The 25,020-nt window shown below is 37.3% G+C and carries 21 protein-coding genes; 18 read left to right on the top strand and 3 right to left on the bottom strand.

Features of this window, described 5'->3' with window-relative positions:
• Positions 1 to 8: 8 nt before the first annotated feature.
• The 4 genes from Ana3638_RS22705 to Ana3638_RS22690 all read left to right on the top strand — a co-directional run bounded on the left by Ana3638_RS22705 (position 9) and on the right by Ana3638_RS22690 (position 4,487).
• Entirely contained in the window at positions 9 to 707 is a 699-nt protein-coding gene (locus tag Ana3638_RS22705) for an ABC transporter ATP-binding protein (protein WP_161840063.1), read from the top strand.
• A complete protein-coding gene (locus Ana3638_RS22700; RefSeq protein WP_161840062.1) occupies positions 707 to 2,953 on the top strand; it encodes an ABC transporter permease in 2,247 nt (748 codons plus the stop codon). The genes Ana3638_RS22705 and Ana3638_RS22700 overlap by 1 nt, the downstream gene beginning before the upstream one ends.
• Positions 2,954 to 3,038: 85 nt before the next feature.
• A complete protein-coding gene (locus tag Ana3638_RS22695) occupies positions 3,039 to 3,533 on the top strand; it encodes a histidine phosphatase family protein (RefSeq protein WP_161840061.1) in 495 nt (164 codons plus the stop codon).
• 210 nt (positions 3,534 to 3,743) lie between these two features.
• Positions 3,744 to 4,487 carry a glycerophosphodiester phosphodiesterase gene (locus Ana3638_RS22690; protein ID WP_161840060.1) on the top strand — a complete coding sequence of 248 codons (744 nt, stop codon included), beginning with the start codon at positions 3,744 to 3,746 and terminating at the stop codon, positions 4,485 to 4,487.
• Positions 4,488 to 4,782: 295 nt separating this feature from the next.
• Here the strand turns inward: Ana3638_RS22690 and Ana3638_RS22685 are convergent, their stop codons facing one another.
• A complete protein-coding gene (locus Ana3638_RS22685; RefSeq protein WP_161840059.1) occupies positions 4,783 to 6,579 on the bottom strand; it encodes a sigma-54-dependent transcriptional regulator in 1,797 nt (598 codons plus the stop codon).
• A gap of 208 nt (positions 6,580 to 6,787) precedes the next feature.
• On the opposite strand from Ana3638_RS22685, the gene Ana3638_RS25860 reads away from it, so the two are divergent.
• The 5 genes from Ana3638_RS25860 to Ana3638_RS25520 all read left to right on the top strand — a co-directional run bounded on the left by Ana3638_RS25860 (position 6,788) and on the right by Ana3638_RS25520 (position 9,495).
• Positions 6,788 to 7,066 carry a four-carbon acid sugar kinase family protein gene (locus tag Ana3638_RS25860; RefSeq protein ID WP_281352852.1) on the top strand — a complete coding sequence of 93 codons (279 nt, stop codon included), beginning with the start codon at positions 6,788 to 6,790 and terminating at the stop codon, positions 7,064 to 7,066.
• Between the two features lie 8 nt (positions 7,067 to 7,074).
• Positions 7,075 to 8,052, top strand: coding sequence for a four-carbon acid sugar kinase family protein (locus Ana3638_RS25855; protein WP_281352851.1), 978 nt, complete (start codon positions 7,075 to 7,077; stop codon positions 8,050 to 8,052).
• A gap of 21 nt (positions 8,053 to 8,073) precedes the next feature.
• Positions 8,074 to 9,114: a 4-hydroxythreonine-4-phosphate dehydrogenase PdxA gene (pdxA, locus tag Ana3638_RS22675; RefSeq protein ID WP_161840058.1), complete on the top strand. Its 1,041-nt coding sequence runs from the start codon at positions 8,074 to 8,076 to the stop codon at positions 9,112 to 9,114.
• A gap of 64 nt (positions 9,115 to 9,178) precedes the next feature.
• On the top strand, positions 9,179 to 9,361 hold the full coding sequence (locus tag Ana3638_RS25525; RefSeq protein ID WP_246240531.1) for a VOC family protein: 183 nt from the start codon (positions 9,179 to 9,181) through the stop codon (positions 9,359 to 9,361).
• Positions 9,358 to 9,495: a hypothetical protein gene (locus Ana3638_RS25520; protein ID WP_246240529.1), complete on the top strand. Its 138-nt coding sequence runs from the start codon at positions 9,358 to 9,360 to the stop codon at positions 9,493 to 9,495. Before Ana3638_RS25525 ends, Ana3638_RS25520 begins: the two co-directional genes overlap by 4 nt.
• Before the next feature lie 141 nt (positions 9,496 to 9,636).
• Here Ana3638_RS25520 and Ana3638_RS22665 read toward each other — a convergent pair whose 3' ends face one another.
• Entirely contained in the window at positions 9,637 to 9,819 is a 183-nt protein-coding gene (locus Ana3638_RS22665) for an H-type small acid-soluble spore protein (RefSeq protein WP_161840057.1), read from the bottom strand.
• A gap of 71 nt (positions 9,820 to 9,890) precedes the next feature.
• Positions 9,891 to 10,466: a TetR/AcrR family transcriptional regulator gene (locus tag Ana3638_RS22660; protein ID WP_161840056.1), complete on the bottom strand. Its 576-nt coding sequence runs from the start codon at positions 10,464 to 10,466 to the stop codon at positions 9,891 to 9,893.
• Positions 10,467 to 10,608: 142 nt separating this feature from the next.
• On the opposite strand from Ana3638_RS22660, the gene ppsA reads away from it, so the two are divergent.
• The 9 genes from ppsA (at position 10,609) to Ana3638_RS22615 (ending at position 24,996) form a co-directional block, all read left to right on the top strand.
• Positions 10,609 to 13,236, top strand: coding sequence for a phosphoenolpyruvate synthase (ppsA, locus tag Ana3638_RS22655; RefSeq protein ID WP_161840055.1), 2,628 nt, complete (start codon positions 10,609 to 10,611; stop codon positions 13,234 to 13,236).
• 357 nt (positions 13,237 to 13,593) lie between these two features.
• Positions 13,594 to 14,091, top strand: a complete 498-nt coding sequence (locus Ana3638_RS22650; protein WP_161840054.1) for a GNAT family N-acetyltransferase — start codon at positions 13,594 to 13,596, stop codon at positions 14,089 to 14,091.
• 126 nt (positions 14,092 to 14,217) lie between these two features.
• Positions 14,218 to 16,491, top strand: coding sequence for a glycoside hydrolase family 3 C-terminal domain-containing protein (locus tag Ana3638_RS22645; protein WP_161840053.1), 2,274 nt, complete (start codon positions 14,218 to 14,220; stop codon positions 16,489 to 16,491).
• 429 nt (positions 16,492 to 16,920) lie between these two features.
• Complete coding sequence (locus Ana3638_RS22640; protein ID WP_161840052.1) at positions 16,921 to 17,877, top strand: tRNA dihydrouridine synthase; 957 nt, start codon at positions 16,921 to 16,923, stop codon at positions 17,875 to 17,877.
• A 316-nt stretch (positions 17,878 to 18,193) separates the two neighbouring features.
• Positions 18,194 to 19,798 carry a response regulator transcription factor gene (locus tag Ana3638_RS22635; RefSeq protein ID WP_161840051.1) on the top strand — a complete coding sequence of 535 codons (1,605 nt, stop codon included), beginning with the start codon at positions 18,194 to 18,196 and terminating at the stop codon, positions 19,796 to 19,798.
• Positions 19,799 to 19,806: 8 nt separating this feature from the next.
• The gene (locus tag Ana3638_RS22630; protein ID WP_161840050.1) at positions 19,807 to 21,612 is read left to right on the top strand and encodes a sensor histidine kinase; all 1,806 of its coding nucleotides are present in this window, start codon (positions 19,807 to 19,809) and stop codon (positions 21,610 to 21,612) included.
• A 138-nt stretch (positions 21,613 to 21,750) separates the two neighbouring features.
• Positions 21,751 to 23,154, top strand: coding sequence for an ABC transporter substrate-binding protein (locus Ana3638_RS22625; RefSeq protein WP_161840049.1), 1,404 nt, complete (start codon positions 21,751 to 21,753; stop codon positions 23,152 to 23,154).
• An 82-nt stretch (positions 23,155 to 23,236) separates the two neighbouring features.
• Complete coding sequence (locus Ana3638_RS22620; protein ID WP_246240526.1) at positions 23,237 to 24,148, top strand: carbohydrate ABC transporter permease; 912 nt, start codon at positions 23,237 to 23,239, stop codon at positions 24,146 to 24,148.
• On the top strand, positions 24,148 to 24,996 hold the full coding sequence (locus Ana3638_RS22615) for a carbohydrate ABC transporter permease (RefSeq protein ID WP_161840048.1): 849 nt from the start codon (positions 24,148 to 24,150) through the stop codon (positions 24,994 to 24,996). Before Ana3638_RS22620 ends, Ana3638_RS22615 begins: the two co-directional genes overlap by 1 nt.
• The last annotated feature ends 24 nt before the right edge of the window (positions 24,997 to 25,020 follow it).

Raw genomic sequence — 25,020 nt, 5'->3', positions numbered from 1 at the left:
AAAGGAATATGTTTATTGAGATTAGTAACTTAAAGAAAAGTTATACAAGCGGCCTGGTTAAAACGGAAATCCTAAAGGGAATCGGAATGGAGCTTAATAAAGGGGAGATTGGTGTTATATTAGGGCCTTCCGGGTCCGGAAAATCAACGCTGATAAATATAATAGGCGGTATTGACCGGTGCGACAGCGGGCAGATTTTAATCGATGGATTAGAGATAAATAGTTTAAACGACGAGAAGCTGACAGACTACAGACGTAAGGATATTGGTTTTATATTCCAGTTTTATAATCTGGTTCCCAACCTAACAGTTGGGGAAAATATAGAAGTTGTATCCAACATAAGTAAATCACCTCTGAATACGGATGAAGTTTTAGCTTCTGTGGGAATGACGGATAAAAAATTTCGTTTTCCAAGGGAGTTATCCGGCGGTGAGCAGCAAAGAGTGTCGATTGCCAGGGCGATTGTCAAGAATCCGAAGCTGCTGCTTTGCGACGAGCCAACCGGAGCACTAGATTTTAGTACGTCCCGCAGTATCTTACAATTATTACAGCAGGTGAATAAAAAATACGGAACCACTATTTTGATGATAACCCATAATACTGCCATTGCAGCTATGGCTAACAGAGTATACAAGGTAAGAAGCGGTGAAATTGCAGAAATTCTGATAAATGAGAAAACGATTCCGGCAGAAAGGATTGAATGGTGATGGTAATTAATAAGAGAATCAGACGTGTTTTGCTGGAAAACAAAGCACAATATATCGGCTCCATTTTATTGATTATTTTCAGCTGTTTTCTATTTACGAATCTGGTTTTGGTTAGTAACAATTTAATACAGCTGATGAATGAATATGCAAATGATTATGTGCAGGAAGACGCTTCCTTTACAACAGACAAAAGCATTAATAATCTGGATACACTTTCGCTGACTTCAGATTTGGTGATTGAAGAAGGGAAAACTTTTGATTACTCATTATCGGAAGGAATAACACTGCGTATCTTCACTGAAAATGATAAGATCAATATTCCTGCCGTCACCCAGGGCAAAAACTTAAACAGCAGCGGTGATATCCTGCTAAACCCGACTTTCGCTGCCGCACAGGGAATTAAAATCGGCGATGTACTCACCATAGGGGATAAGCAATTTACGGTTACCGGTTTCATGATGCTTCCGAATTATATTGTTCCGCTTAAATCGGAAACGGACCTTTTGTATTCGCCTCAGAGTTTCGGTATTGCCGTTATAAGCCGGGAGGATTTCGCTGCGTTTAGGAAAGGAAGCAATTTCTATGCAGTGAAATTTAACCATAAGGAAGATAGTGCCCGCAGCCAGTCTAAAGAGTTTTTGGGATTACTTAAAAGCCGTGGTATTGACATCCTACAATGGACAGATATCGGTGTGAATGTCAGAGTCAGCGGAGCTGCTGCGAAATTTAATTCTGCCAGTCTTATGGGTAGGGCAATGCCTATTACGGTTCTATTGTTGACCGCAGTCTTACTCAGTAACGTAATCGGGCGCATGATCAAACGTGAATCAGTGATTGCCGGAGCATTATATGCGTTGGGTTATAAAAGGAAGGAGCTCTATCTCCATTATTTGAAATTTCCCCTGGTAATCGCCGGAATTGGAGGTATCCTTGGGACCATCCTTGGGATATTTACCGTACGTTCTCTGTTATCCGTTTATTTTGAGTTTTGCGAAATACCAATGACAGGTATCGAATATAGCCTGGCCGTCATAATCCTGAGCTTTATCTTTCCAATTATATTTCTGGGAATAAGTGTATTTCTTGTGATCCATAAAGAGCTGGGGCAATCGCCTGCCGAGTTGATGAAAGGAGATAGAGAGAAAAATAAGGTCAATTTCCTGGAGCGCAGATTTAAGCTTGAAAAATTAAAATTTACTGTAAAATTTAAATTTCGGGAACAGCTTAGAAGCCTGTCACGTCTCATCTTGTTACTTACCGGCTGCATCACGGCGACGTTACTTTTGCTCTTCGGATTTTTCCTGAAAAGCGGTATGAATTATTTTCTTACAACTGAAGTAAAAAACTCACAGAATTACCAATATGAATATGTGTTCGAGAATCTGCGCACAGAACCGGCACCTGCGGGCAGTGAACCTTTCGCGGTATCAAAGTTCATGTTTCAGGGTGATGATAATAAAGTTTTTCATGTTGCCGGTGTACTGCCGGATTCTAAAATAATGACGGTATTGGATGAATCCGGCAAGAAACTGAGAATGGATCAGGTCATTATAACCAAACCGATTGCCGATAGATTGAAAGTAAAGCGGGGCGACACAATTACTATCGTCCGAAAATCGGATTATCAGGAATTTACGCTGAGAGTCGGTGGCATCGCATCATCCTATAACATGACTATATCCATGCCCCTTTCAGAGTATAACGAGAAGTTCGGGATGCCAGAAGGAAGCTATAATGGGCTTTTCGGCAATAAACCCCTGGATATTCCGAAAAACGAGGAGTATACCGTATTGTCCATAGAAGATAAGATAGCCGCCATACAGAGCGGCATGGTGCCTTTGAAGGCAACAGTTTTTTTTATTTCGGCGGTGGCATTTATCATCGGAATGATTATTATCTATATTGTAACCTCCGTAATCATTGAAGAAAACAAGAGTACGATTTCGCTGATGAAGATTTTCGGATATAGAAAGAGGGAAATAAACTCTTTGATTCTTAATAGTTCTACGATTGTAGTCATAATGGGGTATATTATAGGAATACCGCTTAGTTTTGCTATAATGGGCGGGCTGATGAAAGCACTTGAGAACAGCGCTCCATTTGCAATGCCCGTGACCATCGAACCAATTTACATTGGAGTAGGTTTTATTGTTGTAATGTTTTCCTATGAAATATCAAAATGGTTATGTAAGAAAAAAGTCAATGCAATTTCTATGAGTGATGCCCTAAAAGCAGGGGCAGAATAAAACCTGTGAGGATATAAATTAACATTTTATCGTATATATCATAATGTATTATGAAGTTTAAAATTTACTGCAGGTGAATTAAAAAATGAACAAACCAATACTTGATTTACTAAGAGAGGGAGGATTAATTCTATATGCCAGGCATGGAGAAGCTACAATCGGAGAAGACCTGCCTAACCTGAATTACCGATACTGTTTAACACAAAGAAATCTGTCTGAATTGGGAAGATGGCAGGCGTTTTATTATGGCCAGATTTTACGAAAATTACGTATACCAATTAATTATCTTATTCAAACAAGTCCCTTTTGCAGAACCATAGAAACGGCCGGGCTGGCTTTTGGATGGTCCAATATTTCTGTCGATCCGTTTTGGGCCGAAATAAATAATCTGAGTACCAATATATCCGCTGACCAGCAGCGAAAAATATTAGATACTCTCCAAACAAAATTAGAAATAATACCTCCTCAGGGAACAAATAAGGTGATTATTGCCCACAATTTTCCAAATCAGATTGGGCTGGGGCAAATCCCGGACATGGGAACGGTTGTTATCAGACCTCTCGGACAGGGAAACGGATAGGAAATCATAGCTAAATTAACTTTGGAAGAGTTAGGAACTTTGCTGAATACACCGGAGTACCGGTCATAATTATGAATTTTACTACAGTCCCTTAATGAAGTTAAAATGGATATTCTGATTGACTTAATTAATAAAAGTAGTATATTAAAATTGGAGGAAAATATAGGGAAAGGAACATTTCTTAATGAAATGTCGGAAAGGAATAAACAGATGAAAAAGACTAAAGTATGGGCACATAGGGGGGCCTCTGGTTATGCGCCGGAAAATACACTGGTGGCATTTAAAAAAGCAATTGAAATGGGTGCTGACGGGATAGAACTTGACGTACAGATGACTAAGGACGGGCAGCTCGTAATCATACATGATGAAACTGTAGACCGTGTAAGTGACGGGAAAGGCTGGGTAAAAGATTTTACGTATGAAGAACTGTCTAAATTAAATGTCAATAAGAGATTTCCTGAGTATGGTAATGTAAGAATTCCTACCTTGGAGGAAGTTTATTCCCTCATAAAAGATACCGGGGTGACTGTTAACGTAGAATTAAAGAATACCGTTATATTTTATAAAGACCTGGAAGAAAGGGTAATGGAATTAACCGGCAAGATGGGACTTGAGAAACGTATCATATATTCCTCGTTTAATCATTTTTCCATTATGAAGTTAAAAGAATTAGATCCTGCTGTAGAAACAGGGTTTTTATATGAGTACGGATTTTTGGATATGCCGGAGTATGCCAGCAAATATCATGTAGATGCCTTGCATCCTGCTCTATATAACCTGCAGTATCCGAATTTTATCGAGGATTGCAGAAGCAGAGGTATAAAACTTCGTGTATGGACGGTAAATGATGTGGATGATATGATAATGCTTTGCGAGAATGAACTGGATGCCATGATTACGAATTACCCGGATATTGGCCGTAAAGTAGTGGATGATTATGTTAGAAGAGGTTAGTTCGGCAAAATTAAATCCGATTGATGCTTTAAGAAGCGATTAAAATTATTAGGAACCTTCCGGACCTTTAATAGGTCTGGGAGGTTTTTAATCTTAAAAAGAGTTACCTGAAATCACTGTAAAACAAGTACTATCGTCCAAAAAGAATCTTCTGAGGAAAATATTTAGAGTTTGTTTCAGAAATTAGAAAACAGGATAAAGCAATCCCGATTCTGTTTATATCGGCCAGGGATGATATTTTAAACGTTTTTAAAGGCAAGGGTATTTTTGTTAACCCTGCCTTTAAATATATGCATTATAAACGGTTTAAATATCTCCATAACGTGGTTCTGCTGATACCCAGCTGTTTGGCTACGGCACTTTGGTTTCCCTTTTTTCCTGCAAGAACCTGAAGAATGATATCATGTGTAATCTCATCCAGAGTACGGTTTAAGTTCAGGGAAAATTTACTGTCAGGTGCTGAGCTGTAGCCGCTTCCTATGGTATTACGTTCCTTATCCAGTAGTTCCATTACGGATAGGCTGGTAATATATGGGGTCGTGGTAAGAGTGGCAAGTTCATTAAGCAGGCGTTTGAATTGGGTATAATTCTGAGGCCAGTCATACTCCTGGAGCAGTTCCATAGCTTTTGGTTCAAACCCTATGAGCTGCTTACCCATTTCTACGTTCAGAGAGCCAAGATAGATACTGGACAGACTTGGTATTTCCATAGCTCGTTCCCTTAGAGGAGCCGGGCAAATAGTCAGACAGGAGAGACGTTTGACGAATTCCTGCCCTACAGCCGGAATCAAGGCGTCACGGTTAGTGGTACAGGAAAAAATAAGCCGGTTCCGTTTGCTTAAGTTAATATCAATAATCAGGGATAATAACAGCTGACTGCGTTCCTTGGAAAGGGTTTCGATACTTTTAAAATAAATGGTATTATTGTTATCATTAAAAGGAGAGTTGTAGTGATTCGTAAGGTACTCCCAGCTTTTATCGTTGAGCAGTTCACAATCTATGGTTACAAAGGGAGTGGTCTGATGTGGGCTATGCGTGTATATAATAAATGCAATCTGTTCCTTGCCCGTACCGTTCTCCCCCGTTAGCATTACAGGAAAGGAACTTAAACTGAGCTGATTAATAGAATCCTGAAGACCGCCCATTGCGCCGGTGATGCTATAGAAGCTGTTAAAAAGCTGTTCTTCAGCTTCTTTTTTATTGAAAAAATTAATTCCATATTTACTATTTGCAATGGGAATTTTAGAAGCCGTAACATAATAAACAATATACGTCTGTTTTTGATAATCGATTAACCGTCCAATAATGGAGAAAAGTATACCGTTGATATTTCGGAACATTTTATGGTTATCGGATGATATTATCTGGGGAATCTCAACGCGGAGCATCATATATAATCCTTCTGCATTTTCTTGATCCCAGGTTGAAAGATAAATTTCACCTTTTTCAGAGAAAATGATAGTTTTGCTTCCTTCTTTATCAATTACTTCTTTTAAGAATTTATTTTCCTGTTTTATTTGCAGATAACTGGTACTGATTTTAACGGCCTGATCAAAGGCACTAACGATACTCTCCGTGCCGGATGTGATCAGAATAGCATTTAGCCCCAGGTTTTTCGCTGTAGTATGGGTAATCATATCACCTATTACCATATGGTATCCATCTTGCTTTAACTGGGTTAGAGTACTTATTACCTCTTCTTCACTGTGAGCAGTGACGATATCTAGCTTATACTGCAGCAGGGAACAGAGCAGGTGGGCACTTTCTGTAATACTTGGAAAACCGATGATGGCGTAGTGGTCTGAATAATTTTCAGCCAGCTTAATAGCACGAAGAATATCATAAACGGATAAGGTAATCTCCACAACAGGGATATTTGTCATCCGCCCTATCATTTCTGCGGTTCCTCCACGGGAGATAATGGCATCGTAATTATTCTGTATATTATGGCGTACTATTTCAACCCCATAATTCAAATCCCCGGCATATACATCCAGTTCAATGTCGTTTCGCACATCTGCAATTTTTTGCATGGCAGTCTTCATAGCCTCATAAGGAGCAATCCCCAGAACTTTTATTTTGGTATTTTGCATATTATCACGTCCTATCTGTTTCAATTTGAAAATACTATAACATAATTGAACATCTGATTCTATAGAAAAATAATATATGTTTAAAAATGAAACTCAAAATGAAATACTTATAATTGATGTATGATGAAAAATTGATTAATATATTAAATATCAAGAATGAATAAACATGATGTTTCACTTATGAAACAGACGGAGGATGGTAAAATAAATGATAACGCTGTTAATCATAGCAGATGATTTCACAGGAGCGCTTGATACGGGAGTTCAATTTGCAGCCAGCGGCACAGCCACCAGAGTCATAACAAATAGGGATTATGATTACAGACAGGCGGACGAGGATGTCAGTGTATTAGTAATGGATGCAGAGACGAGACATCTGGATTCCGGGAAAGCTTACGAGATTGTATATAATATTACAAAAAAGCAGTACGTTACGGCATTCCTTATATATACAAGAAAACTGATTCCGCACTACGGGGCAATATAGGCAGTGAATTGACGGCAGTTCTTGATGCTGCGGGTGAAAAAACTCTTTCCTTTATTCCGGCATTTCCTAAAATGGGGCGAATCACAAAGAATGGAATTCATTATATCGATGGAATTCCGGTTGAAAAAAGCGCCTTTGGTAAGGATCCATATGAACCGGTAACTTGTTCCTATGTACCGGATATAATAAAGCTTCAGTCAAAGGCTGAGGTGAAACGGGCAGCAGAAGAAGACAGTCCTTTCGAAAACCAGAATGATCCGGGTATTATCGTATGGGATGCAGAGAGCGATAAACAGCTGAAAAGTTTAGGTGAACGGCTGTATAAGGGAGATAAGCTGCATATTATGGCGGGATGTGCAGGATTTGCATCAGTGCTTCCACAGCTTTTAGGTCTTGAGGGTAATCTGCCCAGCATTCCGAGTCTTTATCAGAGATTCTTTGTAGTATGCGGCAGTGTAAATCCTATAACAGTCAGTCAGATGGATTACGCTGAGAACCATAATTTTTACAGGATTAGGATGAGTACAATAGAAAAATTGAAAGATAAGTACTGGCAAAGTGATGTGGGTCAGAAAAAGCTTGACTATTTAAAAGACTTGATTGAAACAAAAAGCAGTTCTATCCTGGACAGCAATGATCTTCCCGGAAGCAATTCAACCAAAGAATATGCGGCTAGGCATAATATCAGTTCAGAACAAATCAGGGTCTGTATTGCAAAAAATATAGGATGTTTTGTAAAAGAGTTGATTCGAAAAGGTTTTAAAGGTACTATCATGATTACCGGCGGTGATACTTTAATCGGATGTATGGAGCAAATGGAGGTTTATGAGATGGAACCTATCTGTGAACTGGCACCGGGAATCGTATTATCAAGATTTATTTCTCAGGATACCGCATATCACGTAATATCCAAATCCGGAGGTTTTGGCGGAGAGAAATTATTAACCGAACTGGCAGAACAGATTTTAACATATAAGTGGAATTAAGTTAGGGGGTTAGGAGTTGAAATGGCTGAAAAAATAATTATTGGCATTACAATGGGAGATCCGGCAGGCATTGGACCTGAGATTACGGTAAAGGCCTTAAGTAACCCGGCTATCTATGATAGGTGCAGCCCGGTAGTAATAGGAGATGCTTGTGTGATGGAAGCAGCTCTCACGATTGTAGGAAAGGAGAATGTGAAAATACACCCGGTATCAAATGTGGACCAATGCCTGTTTACACCTGGAATTATCGATGTATACGATATGAAGATTGTGGATATAAACAAACTGGAATACGGTAAGGTTTCAGTTATGGCAGGGGATGCGGCTTTTTTGTATGTAAAGAAAGTTATAGAACTGGCTTTGGCCGGCGAAATAGATGGGACCGTAACCAATGCACTGAATAAAGAAGCCATTAACTTAGCGGGTCACCATTTTTCCGGGCATACGGAAATATACGCTGAATATACCGGAACCAAGAAATATACCATGATGCTGGCCCACGATAACTTAAGAGTTGTACATGTCTCCACACACGTTTCCTTAAGGGAAGCATGTGACAGGGTTAAAAAAGGCAGGGTCTTGGAAGTAATTGAAATAGCGAACAAGGCCTGTCTGGATCTTGGAATTGAAAAACCTAAGATCGGTGTTGCAGGTTTAAATCCACACAGCGGCGAGAATGGACTTTTCGGAAGGGAAGAAATCGATGAAATTATCCCGGCAATAAATGCAGCAAAAGCAGAAGGAATAATTGCTGATGGGCCGGTTCCACCGGATACCCTGTTTTCCAAGGCAAGAGGAGGGTGGTATGACATAGTGGTGGCTATGTATCATGATCAGGGACACATTCCTCTGAAAGTTGTTGGCTTTATCTATAATCCAATGGCAGGGAAATGGGATGCGGTTTCCGGTGTTAATATTACACTGGGTCTTCCAATTGTCAGAGCTTCCGTAGATCACGGTACAGCTTTTGATCAGGCCGGACTGGGAATAACAAGCGAATTGAGTTTGGTAAACGCAATCGATTATGCCATCAGGCTGTCAAAGAGCGAAAGAATAAAATAGGATAGTGGACAACTATAACCGGAAGTAATTTGATTTTCTGTGTACCGACAGTGTAATAAAATTTATGGACAGTGCACATGCACATGAATTTTCTTTTAATGAAGCAATTTCTTTTGTTGTAAACTGCAAAGATCAGGCAGAGATAGATTATTACTGGGAAAAACTCTCTGCTGACAGGGAAGCGGAACAATGCGGTTGGTTAAAAGATAAATATGGTTTATCCTGGCAGATTGTACCGGATGAATGAATGACTACATGCGTCACAAAGATCCTGACCAATTAAAACAGGTTACGGAAGTTATGCTTAATATGAAAAAGATAAATATCCATGAATTAAAAAGAGCGTATGAGACAACAAAACCGTCAAATTCAAAAGATTAATTTTAGTTGACAATGAAAGGATTCAAAAACCAAAAAAGGGGACTGTTGCAATTCCTTTATTATAAATTTTGCAGAAGAGAATATAAAAAATTTTCTAAAAGAATTATGATAATAACAAAGACTTTGCAGCAGCCCTTTCATTTATTTTGCTTCCACGAGTTGCGTTAAGTGAACTTCCTGGCTGTTTTCAGGCCTGCTCAGGTAATGAATACTGGCAGTATCTTTATTGGGATTAATGTCTTCGATATAAATGGGTTCTCCGTTATAACTGACCGTAATCATGTCAGGAGAAGATTTTATTTCTGTTGCACGTTTCCTATCCATAATTAGTTCTCCTTTACTTATTATATTCAATTTTATTTTTTCCTTAAGTTCATGAAATATTCTGTTTTATACTAATTATCCGATCTACCGAATAAACCATAAAAAAATAACTTGCCTAAATCACTTCTTACTTTCGGACTTATGTTAGATTGAAGTGCCGTATTTATTATTTCCATAAATAATATAATGGAATCTGTAGAAATATCCTTATCGAGCTGGTTTTCATTACGTCCTTGTTCAACTAGCTTAAGATATAAAGGCAGTGTCTTATTTTTTCCATATTCCTCAAGGAATTTTTGAATGTTAGGGTCTTTTATAAACTCAATTTGCTTGAAGTTATCATGAAAGTTACGCGATGCATCTACTGAAAAAGATTGCATTTTTTTTATTTTTTCATTAAAAGATAGGTCACTTTTGACTAAGTCTTCCGAGCCAGTCATAGTATCATCCATTAATTTAATGAATACCTGTCTGGCCAGATTCTCTTTACTTTCAAAAAAATTATAGATACTGACTTGAGAAACATTTGCTTTTTTCGCTATATCTGCAATACTGACTGCTTTAATGCCCTTAGCAGAAAATAATTCGTTAGCAGCAGTAAGAATATCATTAATTTTATTCTCCCTGCGTTTTTGAAATCCATTCATTTGATTCACCTCGTAATTAGATTATCACAAATTATGAAATATTTCAATGAAATATTTCATAATTCTATTGACAGCCATAAGTTTTAGATTTATTATGAAATATATATAACTAATATTTCATAATTTAAAAGCGGGGGATCCTATGAATCATTTTGTACTTGGTTTGAATGAAATAAATAATTCAAAATTTATAGCTGTTGGAGGAAAAGGCTTAAATCTAGGTATATTATCAAAGATAGAGGGATTAAAAGTGCCGGATGGGTTTTGTATAACCACCGATGCGTACAGAAAAGTAATTGAGGGGAATGAAGCGTTTCATAAACTAGTAAACCAATTAGAAGCTCTTAAAGCCGATGATAAAGATAAAATAAGTAAAATAGGAAGAAGTATTCGCAAGGTAATTGAAAATTCAGAGCTAACGGAAGCAATTGAAAATGAAATCACCGATTATATCTTAAGATTAGGTAAAGATAAAGCCTATGCAATACGTTCCAGTGCAACAGCGGAAGATTTGCCTACTGCCTCATTTGCAGGGCAGCAGGATACTTTTTTAAATATAATTGGAATGGATGCCATATTGTATCATGTAAAAAAGTGCTGGGCATCGTTATATACGGACCGTGCTATTATTTACCGTATTCAAAATGGTTTTGAACATGGAAAAGTATTGCTATGCGTTGTGATTCAAGCTATGATTTACCCACAAGTATCAGGAATTATGTTTACAGCCGACCCAGCTTCTTCAAACAGACGGGTATTAACAATTGATGCAGGTCTTGGACTTGGGGAAGCCTTAGTTTCCGGACTTGTTAATTCTGATCTTTACAGAGTAAGAGAAGGAAAAATAATAGATAAAAAAATAGCCGTAAAGAAAATAGCCATATATGAAAATAAGGAGGGAGGAACAGTAGAACGGGAAATAGAGACTAAACTTCAGAATATACAGGCACTTTCTGACAAACAGATAATAAATCTTGAAGCAATAGGCAGAAAAATTGAAAAATACTTTAACTGCCCTCAGGATATAGAATGGTGTTTAAGTGATAGAGAATTCTACATTCTGCAGAGCAGACCTATCACTACTCTTTATCCCATACCTGAAAATGACGGCAAGCAACACGTTTATTTTTCAATGGGTCATTTGCAGATGATGACGGAAGATATTAAACCATTAGGGATATCTTTCTGTAAACTATTATCATTTTGGTTTGGTGAGAATTTAACACCTGCCGGCGGAAGACTTTATATAGACGGAACCTATGACCTCTCGTCACCTATAGGCAGAAAAATATTAATAAAGAGTGCCGGTAATGCCGACATATTAATGAAGAATGCTCTGGTTAATTTAATGAAGCGTAAAGGTTTTATAAAAGGTCTGCCGGGAGGGAAAGGCTCCATCAATATGAGTACCGGTGCTTTATCTTGGTTAATTCCAGCTTTTAGAGTTTATCAAAAAAATGAGAAGGATTTATTAAAAAGGATTATTGCTCATAATGATAAATTAATAGAAGACATGGAGCAGGAAATTAAAAATAAATCCGGAGATGAATTGTTTGAATTTATTCTGCAGGATATTAAAGAACTTAAAAAAACTTTGGTAGGACCTGAGAATATGAGTATTATGCTGGTCGGAGGTTATGCTTCAAACTGGATAAATAAAAAAATGGAAAAGTGGCTGGGTGCTAAAAGTGTAGTAGATACTCTTACAAAATCTGTTTCTTATAATGTAACATCTGAAATGGGTTTTGCTTTAATGGATGCAGCGGATGTAATCCGTCAATTTCCAAAGGTAATAGAATATTTTCATCATGCTAAGGATGAATCATTCTTTGATGAACTGATCAAACTGGAAGGGGGAGACATGGTTAAGAGGGAACTTAACGTTTTCCTTAAAAAGTATGGTATGCGCTGCTCCGGTGAAATCGATATTACAAAGCCGCGCTGGAATGAAAAGCCAACATCGCTTATACCTATGATTCTCAATAATGTCAATAGTTTTGGACCTAATTATAGCAGCAGCAAATTTGAACAAGGGCAGCTTGAGGCAGAAGCAAAAGAAATGGAACTTATTAATAGTTTAAAGAGATTACCTGGAGGTAAGCAAAAAGCAAAGAAGACCAGGAAAATGATTCATACCTTAAGAAATGTAATAGGTTTTAGAGAATATCCGAAGTATTCTTTCATAAAACGTTTTGATATATATAAAAAAGCTTTAAACAAAGAGGCTGATTTACTGGTGAAACAAGGTATTATTAAAGAAAGAGAGGACATTTATTATTTAACGTTAGAAGAATTCAGGAAAGTAGTCAATTACGGTAATCTTGATTATCAAATTATTATTAAGAGAAAAGAGGATTATGAGACATATAAAAAACTTACACCGCCTCGTGTTATTACGTCGGAGGGTGAGATTATTTCCGGTGAATACGATACCGGTACGATACCTCAAGGAGCGCTGGTCGGTATTCCAGTTTCATCGGGTGTAATCGAGGGCAGAGCGAGGGTGATTTTAAAGCTAGAAGATGCTGTTATTGATAAAGAAGATATATTAGTAACTGCTTTTACCGACCCCAGCTGGACACCTTTGTTTGTATCCGTGAAAGGTCTTGTTACCGAAGTCGGAGGGCTTATGACTCATGGTGCTGTAATAACTAGGGAATATGGCCTCCCGGGAGTAGTTGGAGTAGAAAATGCCACAAAATTAATTCAGGATGGAGCAAGAATTCGTGTTAATGGGACAGAAGGGTATGTAGAAATACTTAAACCGTAAGACACTTAACTTTTATCCTACACGTAGCTGTTAAAGAAGAATGGAGAGAAAAATAATTCTCTTCATTCTTTTATATTTACGCGAAAGCAAAGTGAGAATTAGCAAGCTTGTTTGCAATAATTCGAACGTGCACCGGAGAAACTCGTAAAGCGTGTTTCTTCCGGTTAAAGTTGCTTTATAAAATAGTGTTGGGGGTAAAGCTTGAAAAATATTTTCTATATTGGAAAGATATAATTATTATAAGTCTGGAAGAAAAAGTTCTTGCCGTATCAGCAGGATATCTGTTAATATTTGTATATAAGAATAGAGCAATAAATATATTTATTTTGGGGTTAAAGGATTAACGGGAGGTTTGTAATGAGCCAAGAAATATATCAGATAAGAGAAATGCGGTCCGACGAAAAAAATATTTTGGATGATATGTTATACGAAGCAATTTTTCAACCGGATGAAAATAATCTTTTACCAAGAGAGATCATTCAGAGGCCTGAGATTAAAATCTATATTGAGGATTTTGGTAAAGAAGATGATTATTGCCTGGTAGCTGAAGTAACAGGTAAAATTGCAGGTGCGGTTTGGGTAAGAATTTTATCTGGTCCGATTAAAGGTTATGGATACATAAATCCGGAAACACCTGAATTTTCGATTTCATTATTGAAAGAATACCGCAATCAGGGTATCGGTACGGCCTTAATGAACAAAATGATTCAGTATCTTTTGGAGAAAGGTTATAAAAAAGCCTCATTAAGTGTATCTAAGAAAAATTATGCTTTCAAGCTTTATCAAAATCTGGGCTTTCGTATTGTTAATGAGCAGGAAGAGGATTATATCATGCTGCTTGAAATTCAAAAATAACTAATTATTTCAGGAATGTCAAATGGTTATTGCAAGAGGTATAAATAATATTTCATTTATAAAAGGCAGATGCTTTGAATAACTTTATGTTAACATATTTTAAAATTTAATAAAGGAGTTGATAATATGACAATTGAAAAAATCAGAGAACTGATTTCTCAAATGACCTTGGAAGAAAAGGCATCCCTGTGTTCCGGTGCGGACTTCTGGCATACGAAAGCGGTGGAAAGGCTTGGAATTCCTGCTGTTATGGTATCGGACGGCCCTCATGGACTTAGAAAGCAGGCAGACGAAGGGGATCATCTTGGAATCAATGACAGTATTAAGGCAGTGTGTTTTCCGGCAGGCTGCGGAACAGCGGCTTCCTTTAACCGTGAGTTGATCCAGGAGATGGGAGAAACTCTGGGAAATGAATGTCAGGCCGAAGGGGTAAGCGTTATTTTAGGACCGGCTGTAAACATTAAACGTTCCCCCTTATGCGGAAGAAATTTTGAGTACTATTCCGAGGACCCTTATGTAGCAACGGAAATGGCAGGTGCTTTAATTAAAGGAGTCCAAAGTAAGAATGTCGGTACGAGTATCAAACATTTTCTGGCTAATAACCAGGAGACCAGAAGAATGTCATCTTCCTCCGAGGTGGATGAAAGAACCCTGCGGGAGATTTATCTGGCAGCATTTGAGGGAGCAGTAACAAAGCAGAAACCATGGACCGTTATGTGTTCCTACAACAAAATAAACGGTGTATATGCCGCTGAGAATGAAACATATTTAACGAAAGTCCTGCGTAATGAGTGGGGGTTTGACGGATATGTAATGAGTGACTGGGGTGCTGTAAATGCACGTGTTAGGGACCTTGCAGCCGGACTGGATCTGGAGATGCCATCATCCGCAGGAATTAATGACCGGTTAATTGTAGAAGCTGTAAAGAATAAAACAATAAAGGAGTCGATTGTCGACCGGGCTTGTGAGAGAATACTGGATAAGGTTTACCGGTATAAGGAAAACCGTGATACAAAGGCTGTATTTGACCGTGAAAATGATCATGAAAAAGCCAGAAAAATTGCACAGGAAACCATTGTATTATTAAAGAATGAAAATATTTTACCGTTAGATGAAAAAGATAACATTGTGTTTATCGGTAAATATGCGAAAGAACCGCGTTACCAGGGCGGAGGAAGCTCTCATATCAACAGCTTTAAAATAACTTCTGCCTGTGATGCGGTAGCGGATATGCCAAATGTAACTTTCGCACAGGGCTTTTTTGATTATAAAGATGAACTAGATGAAAAGCTGATAGAAGAAGCAGTTGCGGCTGCTAAAAAAGCAAAGGCAGCCGTAATCTTTGCCGGGCTTCCGGATGCCTTTGAATCAGAGGGTTTTGACCGAAGCCATATGAGAATGCCGGACTGCCAGAACGAATTAATAAAGAGGGTTGCAATTGTTCAGCCGAATACCGTGGTGGTACTGCATAACGGTTCCCCTGTAGAGATGCCCTGGGTAAATGATGTAAAGGGTATTGTAGAAGCATATCTTAGCGGTCAGGCCGTAGGCGGAGCCTGTGTGGATATTTTATTCGGAAAGGTAAACCCAAGTGCAAAACTTCCTGAGACATTTCCTCTTAAGCTGGAAGACAATCCGTCCTACCTGTTTTATATTGGAGAAAAGGATAAAGTGGAATACAGAGAGGGAGTTTTTGTAGGATACCGTTATTATGATAAGAAGAAAATGGACGTACTTTTTCCGTTTGGGTATGGCTTAAGTTATACGACTTTTACATATTCCAATCTGACCATAAGTAAAAAGAATATAACGGATAAAGAAACGGTGAAAGTTACCGTTGATGTGATCAATGCCGGTTCCATGGCAGGAAAAGAAGTGGTACAGCTATATGTTTCCGATCTTGAGAGTACGGTTATCCGTCCTGTGAAAGAATTAAGGGAATTTGCCAAAGTACAGCCGGGTGAAACCAAGACAGTGGTATTTGAATTAGGTAAGAGGGCATTTGCTTACTGGAATACCCGGATTCATGATTGGCATGTAGAAACAGGAGACTTTAGGATTATGATAGGGAAATCCTCAAGGGACATTGTATGTACCAAGGATATCAGGGTGGAATCAACCGTTAAACTTCCATTTGTTTATACCCTGGATTCTACAATCGGGGATATCATGGAAGACCCTAAAGCAAAACAGTATATCAATGAACTGATGAAAGGCAGTGTATTATTCTCTGCCCGTTCAGAGGAGGACAATTCAGCTGCTTCGAAAGCAATTTCCCAGGAAATGATGATGGCGATGATGAAATTTATGCCGATCCGTGGTATGATAAGCTTTGGAAACGGATCCGTATCCATGGAAGACCTCCTAAAAATAGTGGATGAATTAAATAAGCAGGAATAATAAATTTTTTATCGGTTTAAAGGGGCTGTTGTAATCTATAGGTTAATTAACTATAGTTTGTAACAGCCCTGATTATTACAATAGAATTTATTAAAAATTATATTCAAAAAACACTAGAGTTTCGCAATGTGTCAGAACCAACTTTTGATGTAAAGTTGATTCATTTCTTAGCAAGAGTATTTCCACCGAAAAATATTTTATAAGAGAGCGATTTTATTTGCAAAAAAAATAAAAAGAAGTTAATATATCTTTGTTATAATATAAAGAATAGCAGAAACAGCTATTCTTCAGAATTTATGCCCAAAAAGCATGGGCGTTAAAGTGAAAGAAAATATACTTAAAGGAAGGAATGCCACTATAAGATTCTCACACTTTTATTTGTGGCAGTAACACATCTGTGAGCAGATGTGTTATGCAATAGGTATTAAAATGAAATTTTATTTTGCTCCTATGGAAGGCCTGACCGGATATATCTATAGAAATGCACATCAAGAATATTTCGGTCATATAGATAAATATTTTTCACCTTTTATTGTACCAAATCAGAATGATAAATTTAAAAGCCGGGAAATTAAAGATATTTTACCTGAGAATAACCAGGGGTTGGTTTTGGTACCGCAAATATTAACCAATAAAGCTAAGGATTTTATTAATACTTCTACGAAGTTGAAAGAGCTTGGTTATAATGAAATTAATTTAAATCTGGGATGTCCTTCCGGAACAGTTGTTTCGAAAGGCAAGGGCGCCGGATTTCTAGCTAAAAAAGAAGAACTGAATAAATTTTTAGATGAAATTTTTTCTTTGTCCATCACAAAGATCTCTGTAAAAACAAGAATCGGTAAAGATAATCCGGATGAGTTTTACGAATTGATAGAAATATTTAACCAATATCCCATGGAAGAGCTTATTATCCATCCCAGAGTGCAGACTGATTTTTATAAAAATAAACCAAATCTTAAAATATTTAAAGACGCCATAAATTTAAGTAAAAATCCGTTATGTTATAACGGTAATTTATTTACTGTCAATGATGTTAAGACATTTGCCAGGGATTTTCCTGATATTGATACTTTCATGTTTGGGAGAGGGTTATTAGTAAATCCCTGTTTAACCGGGAAGATTACAGGCAGTGGCAGATTGGATAATAAAATATTAAAAGACTTTCATGATAAAATTTATGAAGATTATAAACGTATACTTTTTGGAGACAGGAATGTGCTGTTTAAAATGAAAGAAATATGGTTTTATATGATTACAATGTTTCCGAATAATATAAAATACGCTAAAAAAATAAAAAAATCCGAAAGGTTACAGGATTATGAGGAAGCTGTTTCAAGCTTGTTCAAAGAGCAGGACATTATAGAGGATTATAAGGTGGAATTCTGATTTGGGGGAAATCTGATTTACATTTTTGTTTATCAGATTTCTTTTTTTACCTTACCTTTTCACACTCAGATCATTTAGGTTACTGCGAAGCTTGATAGGAATTCATAAAATAAGTAGTTTTCTATTGCCCATTTATAATTAAGTATGAGCGGTGAGCGTATATAAATTTGTTATAATACTTGCTATTCATTTATTCAATATTTATAATGTTAATGAAAAATGGCCAAGATTCAATATAAAATGTAAACAATAAGGAAAATAGAAAAAGAGATTTATTTACAAAGTGGAGAATGGGATTTTTGAAGGAGATTTAATTATGATGAATGAGGCACAGCTAAGAGTTATAGTAGCAGATGATGAGACAATGCAGCGTAATGTTCTAACGGAAATTATCCACAAACTATATCCGTCTTTTGAGGTTATCTCATGCAGTAACGGGAAAGAGGTATATGACATTTTGAAGGATAAACCTGTGGATATTGTATTGACGGATATTCGAATGCCGGTAATGGGTGGGATGGAACTGATCAAAAAGATATATCATGAATTTCCGAGAACGAAGATGATATTAATCAGTGCTTATCAGGAATTTGAATATGCTCAGAATGCAATAAAATATAAGGTCGTTGAATACCTGATAAAGCCTTTTCGTGTATCTGAGGTGCAAAAGCTTTTGCAAAAAGTCCAAACAGAGATTCAAAAGGAATTTGAAAATGAAAAAAGCTTAAATCAATATCAGCTTTTAGCAAATAAAGCTAAAAAACAGGAAGAACATATATTTTTACAGAGTGTTTTAGAGGGAAGTGTGGATCCTTTAAAATTAAACGAAGAAAAGTATCGCATATTACAGGAATTCGGTACTGTCGCTCTTATCAGGTGGAGAGGGGAAGCTGTGAATTCAAATAATACGCCAAACCAATTAACCAAACAGCAAGAAAGCATATTAATGGAGCATATATCCTTTTTATTTCCTCATATGTTTCTAATACCACAGTCTAATGATTTTGAAAAATCAGTACATAAGGTAGCCTTATTGCTCCCAAAAGAAACAGCCATGGAAGTATCCCAAAAGCTGGAATATTGTTTGGAACAATTACAGCAGGATAATATAATTTTCTGGGCAGGGTTATCTAATACAAAACTAAACCTGGCAGTATCGGCAGCAGAAGCTTTAACCCAAGCTGAGGAGATGCTGGCATTTTACTTCTATGAAACCGGGGGAGGGGTATTTTCATTTGATAAGATGTATACCATTATGGATATTCCCACAAAATCCATGGTTACTTTTGAAAATCAACTGCATCGTGCGATACGTGGTTCTGATATTAAGCAAGTTTACAATATAATAGACGATTTGAAAGCAGCATTATCCAATGAATCCAGATGTTATCCTAATAAAATAAAGCATCGGGTGTCTTCCATGGCTGTGTTAATCTTAAAAGAATTAGAGAATAAAATTATTCAGGAACGGTATGATCAGCTATTGAATCAATCCTATCAGATGTATGCGGAGTGTGATTCCTTTGATCAGCTGTTTGAGATCTCAAAACAGTTATTGGGCCAGGCCATACGATATTCTCTTCAACAATCCACTCAGAACGATGCTGTAGATGAATGTATAAATTATATTAAAACTCACCTGGACAGTGATTTGTCACTGCAAAAGGTAGCGGAATATGTGCATTTTCATCCGAATTATTTATCCGGAAAGTTAAAAGAGAAAGAAGGACTGCCCTATAGTGTTTTTGTATTAAAATTAAGAATGGAATTAGCCTCCAGCTTATTGATGGATACCAATGATAAAATACAGGATATTGCTTTAAGATGTGGGTTTAATGACAGCAATTATTTTAATAGGATGTTCCGGAGGGAATATCATATTTCACCTGAACAATACAGAAAGGCTCATAAAAAATGGTAAAAATACTTATGGAACGGATTCTGTATATGAGTCTGCGTACCAAACTGGGAATTATACTGGCATGTTTCGCTATTATTCCTTCTTTTGTCATATACAGTCAGGTAATGAAAACATACGAGAATGATATGGTGAAAGCAGCATCACAGAATGTACAGTCGATCGTAAAAACAAACAATAATCTGATTAATACTACCTTAAACCGTATTGAGGAAGTTTCCTATCTGCTTTTGAATAACAAAGATTGTTTTGATTGCTTTTCTAACATGGACAAGTTTGCGGTCAGTGATTACTTAAAGGAGGAGAGGGTTATATCTGATGTACTGGGAAAGCAGTTTGCAGCAAATGATACCATATTCGCGAAATATTTATATACTTCAAAATGGATATTCGAAGCAAATAACACATCCATGAAACCAACCATAAGTGAAATCAAAAGATTTAAGCTGGATGAAAAAGCTGCGGGAGCAGGTGGACAGGTGTGCTGGATAACGGGTTACGATTATGGTAAGTGGTTTCAGACGGAATATTTAAGTAAAAAGAAATATTACAAATATCAGTACCCGATTACTATGGTCAGACAGATGAATTTCCAATATTCGCAGAATGGCAAGCTATATGCTATGGAAAGCAATCAGGAACGGCCGATATTGGTTGTACATGTTCTGGAAAGTACATTGGCATCTCTTTACGAATCCAGTGTGAATTATAAAGGCAGTATCTATGCGGTGGTGAATGAAGAGGGAAGAATTATCTCTTCCGATAATAAGTTATTTCCCATCAGCCGCTTAGCACCCGATGATATTCTTAAATTAAAACCCTCTTCAGGGTATACTTCCTATTGGATAAAAGGTGTTAAGTATTTATTATGTTACGATACCCTGGAAGAACGAAATTGGTTTTCCTTTTGCCTTATCCCAATGTCGGAAGTGATTCAGACTACAAAAGAGCAGATGCAGAGTTCCCAAATGTGGCTGACCATTATTTTACTTGTTTTGGCAGTCATTATTGCAGCTCTTTTATCTTTAACAATCAGTAAACCCATTGAAGTACTTACGAAAGCGGCAAAACGGGTTGCAACGGGAGACTTTAGTGCGGATACACCGGTTCCAAGAGGTAAAGACTTTAAAATTCTTACCCAGAGCTTTAATCATATGGAAACAGAAATTACAAGGTTAATCAATGAAAATTATAAAATCTCATTAAGGGAAAAAGATACCCAGATAATGGCTCTGACCATGCAGATTAATCCTCATTTCTTATATAACACGTTGAATACGATTAATATGATGGCTATTATGAATGAGGATTATGAAACTTCAGATTTAATAGTAAGTTTATCTGAAATGCTTCATTACTCCTTTAAAAATACATATGAAAAAATACCTCTTTCCGATGAAATCCAATGGACAATTAATTATATTAATATAATGTCTAAGAGATTTGAAGGGGTTTTTGAAACAAAGTTAGAGATTCCGGATGAGTTGTTGCTTTATAAAGTTCCAAAATTCTTCCTGCAGCCGGTTGTTGAAAATGCAATCCTGCATGGATTTGAGGGAATAACAAAAGGAGGAATACTCTGCATTCGCGCGGAAAAACAGGAAGAAAATATATTTTTTACAGTTTCTGATAACGGTAAAGGAATGGTTAATATGAATTTTGAGGATGTAACACAAAAAAACCAGGAGGGAAGAATCGGTTTATCCAATGTATACCGCCGTTTAACCCTTATCTATGGTGAAAATTATTCTGTTGATATAAAATCAGAACCGGGAATGGGTACGGTTTTTAAGCTGATAATTCCCTGTCAGAATTAACTTTAGGAAAACAACTTTGATTTGTACTATTATATGAGAATCCTCATATAGAAGACTTCAAGGCCTTATGATAAACTTTGATTACCGGGTTAATAAGACGTCAGTTAATTTGATATGAATATTGAAAGGAGATATTTTATGAAATTGAAACGACTAGTAAGTGTATTATTAGTATCAGTTATGGTTCTTAGCGTTACCGCCTGTTCCGGAAAATCTGAGGCCACTGACAGTAAGAATAACGGCAGTTCTGAGGCCGGTAATACGGCTGATGGGGGAGATAAAAAGGAAGTAACCGAGATAAGATTTACCGAGTGGGACGGCGGTGATACCTTAGCAGTTTATGAAGAAATTGCTGAGAAATTCAATCAATCACAGTCAAAAATTCATGTAACGGTTATGAACATTCCGGATGAATATGATACAAAAATAACAACGATGGTTGCCGGAAACGATGTACCTGAAGTATGTATGCTGGATGCGGCAACTTTAATGTATACCTATGCAGAAGACGGTATTGTGCTTAATATGCAGGACTATATAAATAAAGATCAGAATTTTGATAAGAACAGTATGCTGGATCAGTTTAAATACATGCTCACCAACGACTATATGGCTGGTTACGGAATCGGTTCGGAAAATATTACAATGTTCTATAACCCTGCTTTATTCCAGAAATATGGAGTGGAAGAACCGCCGGCCAGCTATAAGGATGCATGGGATTGGGACACTTTTGTCCATGTTGCACAGCAACTAACTATTGATAAAAATGGCAAAAATGCCCTTGACCCGGATTTTGATCCCGACAATATTGAAACCTATGGTGTAACAATCAGTAAATGGTGGGCAGGAATTATGCCTTTCCTTTATTCAGAGGGAGGAGATTATCTGAATGCCGACGGTACTGCAATCGGTTATACCTCTGAACAAGGACTTGACGTTTTACAAAAGTTGGCAGATTTAACCTATGTTTATCATGTTGCGCCTACCCCAACTGCTAGTGAAACCATGCCAGGTGCTTCCGAAGCACTTACTACCAATAAGGTTGCAATGACTTTTGACGGTCAATGGACAAATGCAACTCTGATGGCAGACGGCGTGGATTACAATGTAGCCGCACTTCCTAAGATGGGTGATCAGGCTAAAACAACCATGACCTATGGCGGTATCAGTATTATGAATACGGATAAAGCAGATGCAGCCTGGGAATTTGTAAAATACATACTTTCTAAAGGTGCTTGTGAACCTTTATATAAATCAGGTTTATGGCTGCCTACAAATGCTAACGAATATACGGATGAATACATCAAGTCTTTTATAACGGATAAACATCCTAAAAACTATTATGAATCAATCGTTGCTCCAATGATGGATGGTACGGCACAAAGACCTGTTGTGGCTACGATTAAGAATTTTAATAAAATCAATGATATAATCAGTCCGGCACTTGACGAACTCTGGGCCGGTGAAATGACTGCTAAGGAAGCAATGGCTGCTGTTAATGATCAGGCAAATGCTGAAGTTAAGGGTTACTTAGGAAAATAATCTTTTTATTTAGATGAACTGTATAGGATGGGGCTGCCGTTGTGGCAGCCTTTTCCATAAAACAGATGAAAGGAGAATATCGGTGAAAATAGAAAAAAGATTAATGAATGCAAAGGCAAAATCCAATATCATAGGATGGGCATTCGCTTTACCGGCAATTTTAGGATTTCTGTTTTTAAACCTGGTTCCGATGCTGCTCAGCGGTTATTACAGCTTTTGCGATTATAATATCATTGGGAAACCGATATGGTCGGGTTTAAATAACTACATCTCACTTTTTAATGGTAAGGATGCGACTTTTTGGTTATCGGTAAAAGCAACCTTACTTTATACCATTATGGCCGTTCCTGCTAATTTGATTTTTGCCTTTGCAATTGCGTTATTACTTAATCGTGATATGGTTGGCCGGGCATTTTTCCGGTCCTTATTTTATCTGCCCTGCATATTACCGGCAGTGGCATCTAGTTTTGTGTGGATTTTACTTATGAATCCGGACTTTGGATTATTTAATGTTATATTGCATTTCCTGCATTTACCGGAGAGTAAGTTTTTCTGGGATAAGGGCAGTGTACTCCCCTCAATTGTATTTATGGGAATATGGGGTACCGGTTCCACCCAGGTTATATTTTTGGCAGGTCTTCAGAATATTCCAAGAGTATATTATGAAGCTTTGGAAATTGACGGCGGCAATGCATGGCATAAATTCTGGAGCGTAACACTTCCCATGGTATCCTCAACCCTGTTTTTTAATCTGGTAATGGGGATCATCGGTGCCCTGCAGGTATTTGGAGCAGCTTATATCATTACGGAAGGCGGTCCAAATAATTCCTCCCTCTTTTATGTCTTTAATTTATGGCGCCAGGCATTTAAATATATGGATATGGGTAAGGCTTCCGCAATGGCCTGGATTTTGTTTGTAGTAGTATTACTGGCGACAGTGTTTATCTTTAAAACTTCAAATAAATGGGTATATAACGAAGGAGGAGTTGAATAATGGTTGTGAAAAAAAACACTCCTTATTATATTAAGAGAGCTTTCTTTTATCTCTTAATTGGAATTTTAGCTTTTGTTTGCGTCATTCCGCTTTATTGGATGGTACGGTCTTCTTTTATGAAAAATACGGATATTTATACCATGGATCCCTTTATTTTCTGGCCCAAGGAAATGCTTTGGAGCAATTTCGCTGATGCCTGGAAATCTGCACTTTTTACCAGATATGCAATAAATACTATAGTCATAGTAGTATTAAATATATTTGGGACCTTATTAACCTCGTCTATGGCAGCCTACGCGTTTTCCAGAGTAAAATGGAAAGGCAGAAGTTTTTGCTTTGCAATGATTTTGACTACGATGATGTTACCTGGTGCCGTAACGATTGTACCGCAGTTTTTGATCTGGAGAAATTTACATATGGTAGATACCTATGTGCCTTTAATATTACCAGCATTTTTAGGAGGAGGAGCTTTTAATATATTCCTCTTAAGGCAATTCTTTTTGGCAATCCCCAATGACTTGGATGAAGCGGCTGAAATAGACGGAGCAGGTAAACTACGCATATTCCTTCAGGTTATTCTGCCTCTGTCCAAATCAGCATTGATCGTTGTGGCATTGTTTACATTCCTTGGAAACTGGAATGATTTCTTCGGACCGATTATATACCTTAATACAAAGGAAAAGTTTACTTTGGCAGTAGGGCTTTTGCAATTTCAGGGAGATTATGCAACGAAATGGAATTTATTAATGGCGGCATCCACCATAGTTGTTGCACCTTGTATTCTTATCTACCTGATAGGCCAACGATATTTGATTGAAGGAATTTCACTAACAGGGATGAAAGCTTAATAGAAAGAATGACTTAAGGAAGCT

Origin of the sequence: Anaerocolumna sedimenticola, assembly GCF_009931695.1 — a bacterium.
In the GTDB taxonomy this organism is placed as follows: Bacteria; Bacillota; Clostridia; order Lachnospirales; family Lachnospiraceae; genus Anaerocolumna; species Anaerocolumna sedimenticola.
This window is presented reverse-complemented; position numbering and strand designations above follow the sequence as displayed.